Here is a 6,372-nt window from a genome sequence, read left to right on the forward strand (position 1 = left end):
CCCAGGACAATGCAAAATTATATGGAGGTGAATTTGGGTTGCATTTACATCCACATCCGTTAGACTGGTTGCATTTAAATAGTAATTTTGAAATGGTTATAGGAAAACAAGATACTGGTGATTATTTACCGTTAATTCCTGCAAATAAACTAACAAATACTATAAGAGCAGAATTTAATAGCACTAAAACCTTGCAAAATGGTTTTGTAGCTGTAACGCTTGAAAATACCTTTAAACAAACTAATTTAAGTGAGTTTGAAACTAAAAGCAAAGGGTATAATTTGGTAAATATTGGAGTAGGAGGAACTATTAAATTAAAATCTGTTAATTTGGATGTTAACCTTATTATGAAGAATGTTTTTAACGAATCGTATATTTCTCATTTATCACGTTTAAAAGCAGATGGAATAAATAATATTGGAAGGAATTTAATTACCAGTATTAAAATGAAAATATAATTTTTGAAATTATTGTATAAAAAAGTAGCCTGATTTTTTCAGGCTACTTTTTAAAACATTATACTTCAATAGTTATTCAATAACAAATAATACATCTCCTTTTGTGACAGAATCACCAGAATCGTATTTGATTCCAGATATAACCCCATCTTTATGAGCTTCAAAGTTGTTCATCATTTTCATTGCTTCAAGCACAACAACCTGGTCACCCTTTTTCACAGTATCACCATTTTGTTTCTTAAATTCAACAATCATTCCTGGAATTGGAGCTAATAAAGCATTTTCATTACTTTGCTCATTAGACTCTTTTTTCTTACGTTTTGGACGTGCCATTGCTTTTCCGTTTGGAATTGCAACATTGAATTTCTCTCCATCAACAATAACTTCCATTTCTGTCATTTGAGTATTTCCTTTTTTACCCGCAGCTGTAAGTTCTCCTGATAAAGCTTTTGCAATTAATTCCTGCTCTTTTTCAACTTCAGCCATTGTTTTAGCTTTTACATCCGCAGGAACTTCTTCTTTACCATATTTCCATTTCAAGAATCTTTTACCTGTTATAGGATACAATGCAACTAAAACTTCATCATCAAGATCTTGAGTAACATCTTTGAATTTGTTTTTAACAGCATCCATTTCAGGCTCTAATATGGAACCAGGACGAGCTGTAATAGGTTCTTCACCACGAGGGTAATCTTTTAAAGCTTTTTTCTGAACTTCTGGATTGATAGGCTCAGTAGTTTTACCATATAAACCGTAACAAAGGTCTTTAACTTCTTGAGTAATATTTGCATATTCACCTTCATAAGTATCAAACAATACGTTATTTACAGTTTGTACACCAACTATTTGTGAAGTAGGTGTTACCAATGGAATATTACCTAAATCTTTACGAACTTTCGGTAACATATGGAATACATCTTCTAATTTATCTAAAGCATCCATTGCTTTTAACTGGTTAACCAAGTTAGAAAGCATTCCTCCAGGAGTTTGGTGTAATAATACATTAATGTCTGTAGTAGAATATTTAGGATTGTTATCTAAATGTTTGTACTTAGGAATGTATTTCTCCATTTCATCAGAAATAGCTGTAATCTTGTTAATATCCATTCCAGAATCACGGTTAGTTCCTAACAATGACATAATTAATGGTTCAACAGCTGCATGTGATGTGCGGTAGGCATAAGGTCCAATACAAGTATCTACAATATCAACACCTGCCTCAATTGCTTTAAATATTGCTAAATCACCCATACCTGAAGTAAAGTGTGTATGCAAGTTTAAAGGAATATCAGTAATTTTTTTGATTTCACGAACCATGTTATAAATGTCATAAGGAGCAATTAAACCAGCCATATCTTTAATACAAATAGAATCTACACCAAATGCAACAAGTTCTTTTACTTTATTAAGATAGTACTCCATATTATATACATCTCCACCTAAACGAGGTTGGTTTAATGTATAACAAACAACACCTTGAAAATGCTTATCGTTAGCTTTAATTACTTGAGCTGCAGTTTCAAAGTTACGGTAATCGTTTAAAGCATCGAAACAACGGAAAATATCCATTCCATTATCGATAGAACGTTGCACAAATGCTTTTACTACATCATCTGCATAGTTACGGTAACCCACAACATTTTGTCCACGAAGTAACATAGAAAAAGGTGTTTTAGGCATTACTTTTTTCAAAGTTCTTAGCCTTTCCCATGGGTCTTCACCTAAGAAACGGTGCATAGTATCAAATGTGGCTCCACCCCAGGTTTCAACTGCATTATAGCCTGCATTATCAATCATTTCTGCAACTGGCAACATATCTTCGGTACGACCACGTGTAGCAAATAAAGATTGGTGACCATCACGTAAACTTACGTCGTTAATTTTTATTGGATTAGCCGCTTTAGGACGATCCACTCCAAATTCTAGTTTGGACATTTCTAATATCCCGTGTTTATCGAAATTCATCATTTTTATGTTTTAATATTTTTAAAGAAAAGGTTTAACTCCTGATGTTTTCACCCTACTTTGTACCATTTGTCTATCACTAATAATTCTACTTATTCCTCTTTTTCCCCAAGCATCATTAGATACTTTATTTGGTTTCGTTTCCATTTGAGTGTAAGCACTTACTGCGATTACTGCTGCTCTTCTCTTTTTTTGTGTTTGTGTCATAATAATAAAATTATAGTGGAATGTTTCCGTGTTTTTTAGGAGGTAAAATCTCTGACTTAGAAGACATTGTTTCTAATGCCATTATTAGTCTTTCTCTAGTTTCACTTGGTAAAATCACCTCATCAATATATCCTCTTTCAGCTGCCAAATAAGGGACGCTGAAAGCTTTTTCATACTCATCAATTTTCTCTTGAGTTTTAGCTGCTTTATCTGCTGCTTCGCTAATATCTTTTCTATAGGTTGAAATTACTTCAACAGCTCCTTTAGCTCCCATTACTGCAATTTCAGCAGTTGGCCAAGCGAAAACCATATCGGCACCTAAATGACTAGAACTCATTGCTAAATAAGCACCTCCATAATCTTTTCTACATACTACAGTAAATTTAGGAACTGTAGCTTCAGAATAAGCATATAATAGTTTTGCTCCATGTCTAATAATACCATTTAATTCTTGAGTAACTCCTGGTAAATATCCTGGTACATCTACAAATGTAATTAATGGAATGTTAAAAGCATCACAAGTTCTTATGAATCTGGCTATTTTATCTGAAGCATCAATATCTAAACAACCGGCTAAAATCATTGGTTGGTTAGCAATTATTCCTACTGATCTATTATTTAATCTACCAAAACCAACAATTGCATTTTCAGCAAAGTGTTCGTGCACTTCATAAAAATCTTCTCCATCTAATACTTCCTCTATAATTGTTTTCATATCATAAGGAACTTTAGAATCATCTGGTATAAATGTATCTAATATATCACAAGATCTTTTAGGATCGTCACCCATTTCTAATGCTGGAGCAGTCTCCATATTATTATTTGGTAAATAATCTATTAAATCTCTAATTTGTTCAATACAATCTTCGTCATTTTCACAAGCAAAATGTGAGTTACCACTTTTTGAACTGTGAACCATTGCACCTCCTAGTTCTTCAAATGTTGTTTCTTCACCAGTTACGGTTTTTATTACATAAGGACTTGTAATAAACATATGACTTGTTTTTTTAACCATAAAAACAAAATCAGTAATTGCTGGGGAATAAACAGCTCCACCAGCGCAAGGTCCCATAATTGCAGAAATTTGTGGAATTACACCTGAAGCTCTTGAGTTTTTAAAGAAAATATCTCCATATCCTTTTAAAGCATCAACTCCCTCTTCAACTCTCGCCCCACCTGAATCGTTCAATCCAATAATAGGAGCACCGGCTTTCATAGCTAAATCCATTACCTTACAGATTTTAGCTGCATGCATTTGTCCTAAAGAACCACCTCTTGATGTAAAATCTTGTGAATAAGCAAAAACAGATCTTCCATTTACTAAACCATATCCAACTATAACACCGTCTGAAACAACTTCAACACGTTCCATTCCAAAATTAGTAGATCTATGCTTTGCAAATGCATCTATTTCATGAAAACTGTCCTCATCAAATAAAAGATTTATACGTTCTCGCGCCGTTAATTTATTTTTGGCATGTTGCTTTTCAATTCTTGTATCACCACCCATTTGAGCAACTTGCTCTCGTTTGGTTTTTAACAGATCTATTTTTTCAACAACTTTCATATTTTGTTTATTATTTATGTAAAATTTTTATATTTAATTTTAAGAATTTCGTCTGTAACAAAGTTAACAAACACATTAAGAAAAAAAGCTTATAAATGTCATATTTTTAGAAGTAAAAAATTTCTATAAAAATTTTTAAACAATGTATTTATTGAATATATCTTAAAAATATATTTATTTTAAGGTTTTTTTATGATAATAATTAAATTATTTTACAATATATTGATTTATTCATAAAAATTAATTTTTTAAAATTAATCCATAAAAGGAAGATGTAAATGCCGTTTTATAAAGAAAAAAATACAAAAAAAGTGCCATTTAAAACGTTTTCGGGAAGCTAAAAAAGAGGTCTTTTTAATTATTCCTTCATATTGTGAAATTTTTAAAATAAGCCTCTTTTTTGCCTAAAAATCATTAAAATTGATGTTTTTAATGTTAAAAAATCTTTCAATAAATCCTAAAAACGCTAGGTTTAACATGTTTTATACTAAAGTTTATTAACAAATTACTTTTATAACATTTTAAAATTGTATTAATATTCTGTTCTTTTTATAACTAAATTAGCTTGAATTTTTTAGAACTTAATTAAATTTCATTATAAGATTTTATTCTTTTTAAAATTTAGTCGTTTTGAAAAATCTTAATTAATTAACCAATAAGTTGAAAAATACTGCTTTGGATAGAGAAAAGAAATTTTAGAAATCTAAATGTATAAATTCAATAAATATTAAAAAAAATGAAACAAAATCAAACTTTAACTGACACTTCCAATCCAATAAAAAGAGTTGTTATTGGTATCCAATTTTTATTTGTTGCTTTTGGAGCAACTGTTCTAGTCCCACTTTTAATAGATGTAGATCCTTCTGTTGCCTTATTTACAGCTGGTGTTGGAACACTCATATTTCACATAATTACCAAAGGAAAAGTTCCTGTTTTTTTAGGGAGTAGTTTTGCTTTTATTGCGCCAATAATTGCAGCAACAAAACTATATGGCTATCCAGGTACTTTAGGAGGTATAATTGCTGTTGGTATTGTTTATACAATAGTTTCTGGGATTGTTAAACTTTGGGGTTTAAGAGTTATCGAGAAAATATTTCCAGCAGTAGTAGTAGGGCCTGTAATTATGATTATAGGTTTGTCTTTAGCATCTGCAGGGGTTGATATGGCAAAAACTAACTGGCCAGTTGCACTTGCTGTTCTAGCTACAGCAATACTAATTGTAACTTTTACAAAGGGAATGATTAAACTAATTCCAATTTTTATTGGAATTATTGTTGGTTATAGTATTTCAATTATTACTGGTTTGGTTGATTTTTCTTCTGTAAAAGAAGCAGCTTGGTTTGCGTTGCCTAAATTTACAGCACCTGAATTTAATTGGGGAGCAATTTTATATATGATTCCTGTTGCAATTGCTCCAATTATTGAACATATTGGAGATATGTATGCAATTGGAGGTGTAGCAAATAAAAAGTTTGTAAAAGATCCAGGTTTGCATAGAACTTTATTAGGAGATGGTATTGCCACAGCATTTGCAGGTTTTTTTGGTGGTCCTCCAAATACAACCTATTCTGAAGTAACTGGAGCAGTAGCCTTAACAAAAATTACTGACCCAAGAGTGTTGCGTATTGCTGCAGTTACAGCAATTGTATTTTCACTTATTGGAAAGATTAGTGCAATTTTAAAAACAATCCCTGCTTCTGTTCTAGGTGGAATTATGCTATTACTTTTTGGTATGATTGCAAGTATTGGAATAAAAACATTAATTGATGCTAAAACAGATTTTTCAATAACAAGAAATCAAGTGATAGTTTCTATTATTTTAACAGTTGGTATAGGCGGTGCTCAATTAGGTTATGGAAATTTTTCTTTAGCAGGGATTGGTTTAGCTTCAGTAGTTGGAGTTATTTTAAATTTAGTGCTACCGAACAAATCAAAACCTATAAAAGTCGATCAAATAGAAGAATAAATTCAATTTGATATCATAAAAAAACCTTCTTAAAACATGTTTAAGAAGGTTTTTATTATTTTAAAGTATATTTTAATTTAAATTTGGTAATACCACTTTATCAATAACGTGTATTACACCATTAGCAGTTTGTACGTTAGTAGCAACAATATTGCTAACTCTTCCGTTTGCATCTGTTAACGTTGCTCCACCAGAAATATTAGCAGTAA

General features: G+C 31.1%; 5 protein-coding genes and 1 pseudogene. 2 read left to right on the forward strand and 4 right to left on the reverse strand.

The features are described from left to right. Positions 1-458 (forward strand): annotated as a pseudogene (locus tag AB1Z17_RS13505) (TonB-dependent receptor); the annotation flags it as partial. Positions 459-530: 72 nt separating this feature from the next. On the opposite strand, the gene AB1Z17_RS13510 reads toward AB1Z17_RS13505, so the two are convergent. Genes AB1Z17_RS13510 through AB1Z17_RS13520 form a run of 3 tightly spaced genes read right to left on the reverse strand, consistent with a single transcriptional unit; the run spans position 531 to position 4,197 of the window. Continuing rightward, positions 531-2,423, reverse strand: coding sequence for a pyruvate carboxylase subunit B (locus AB1Z17_RS13510; RefSeq protein WP_368052296.1), 1,893 nt, complete (start codon positions 2,421-2,423; stop codon positions 531-533). A 21-nt stretch (positions 2,424-2,444) separates the two neighbouring features. Then, positions 2,445-2,630 carry a hypothetical protein gene (locus AB1Z17_RS13515; RefSeq protein WP_368052297.1) on the reverse strand — a complete coding sequence of 62 codons (186 nt, stop codon included), beginning with the start codon at positions 2,628-2,630 and terminating at the stop codon, positions 2,445-2,447. 10 nt (positions 2,631-2,640) lie between these two features. Continuing rightward, entirely contained in the window at positions 2,641-4,197 is a 1,557-nt protein-coding gene (locus AB1Z17_RS13520; protein WP_368052298.1) for an acyl-CoA carboxylase subunit beta, read from the reverse strand. Positions 4,198-4,933: 736 nt separating this feature from the next. Here AB1Z17_RS13520 and AB1Z17_RS13525 point away from each other — a divergent pair. Next, positions 4,934-6,163, forward strand: coding sequence for a uracil-xanthine permease family protein (locus AB1Z17_RS13525; protein WP_368052299.1), 1,230 nt, complete (start codon positions 4,934-4,936; stop codon positions 6,161-6,163). A gap of 72 nt (positions 6,164-6,235) precedes the next feature. Here the strand turns inward: AB1Z17_RS13525 and AB1Z17_RS13530 are convergent, their stop codons facing one another. Then, a complete protein-coding gene (locus AB1Z17_RS13530; protein WP_368052300.1) occupies positions 6,236-6,361 on the reverse strand; it encodes a fasciclin domain-containing protein in 126 nt (41 codons plus the stop codon). Positions 6,362-6,372 lie beyond the last annotated feature (11 nt).

Origin of the sequence: Lutibacter sp. (genome assembly GCF_040883305.1) — a bacterium.
Classification (GTDB): Bacteria; Bacteroidota; Bacteroidia; order Flavobacteriales; family Flavobacteriaceae; genus Lutibacter.

Bases quoted from the DNA above. Each gene is read 5' to 3' on its own strand.
- AB1Z17_RS13525 (WP_368052299.1), top strand. From the start codon at position 4,934: ATGAAACAAAATCAAACTTTAACTGACACTTCCAATCCAATAAAAAGA.
- AB1Z17_RS13520 (WP_368052298.1), bottom strand. From the start codon at position 4,197: ATGAAAGTTGTTGAAAAAATAGATCTGTTAAAAACCAAACGAGAGCAA.
- AB1Z17_RS13510 (WP_368052296.1), bottom strand. From the start codon at position 2,423: ATGAATTTCGATAAACACGGGATATTAGAAATGTCCAAACTAGAATTT.
- AB1Z17_RS13515 (WP_368052297.1), bottom strand. From the start codon at position 2,630: ATGACACAAACACAAAAAAAGAGAAGAGCAGCAGTAATCGCAGTAAGT.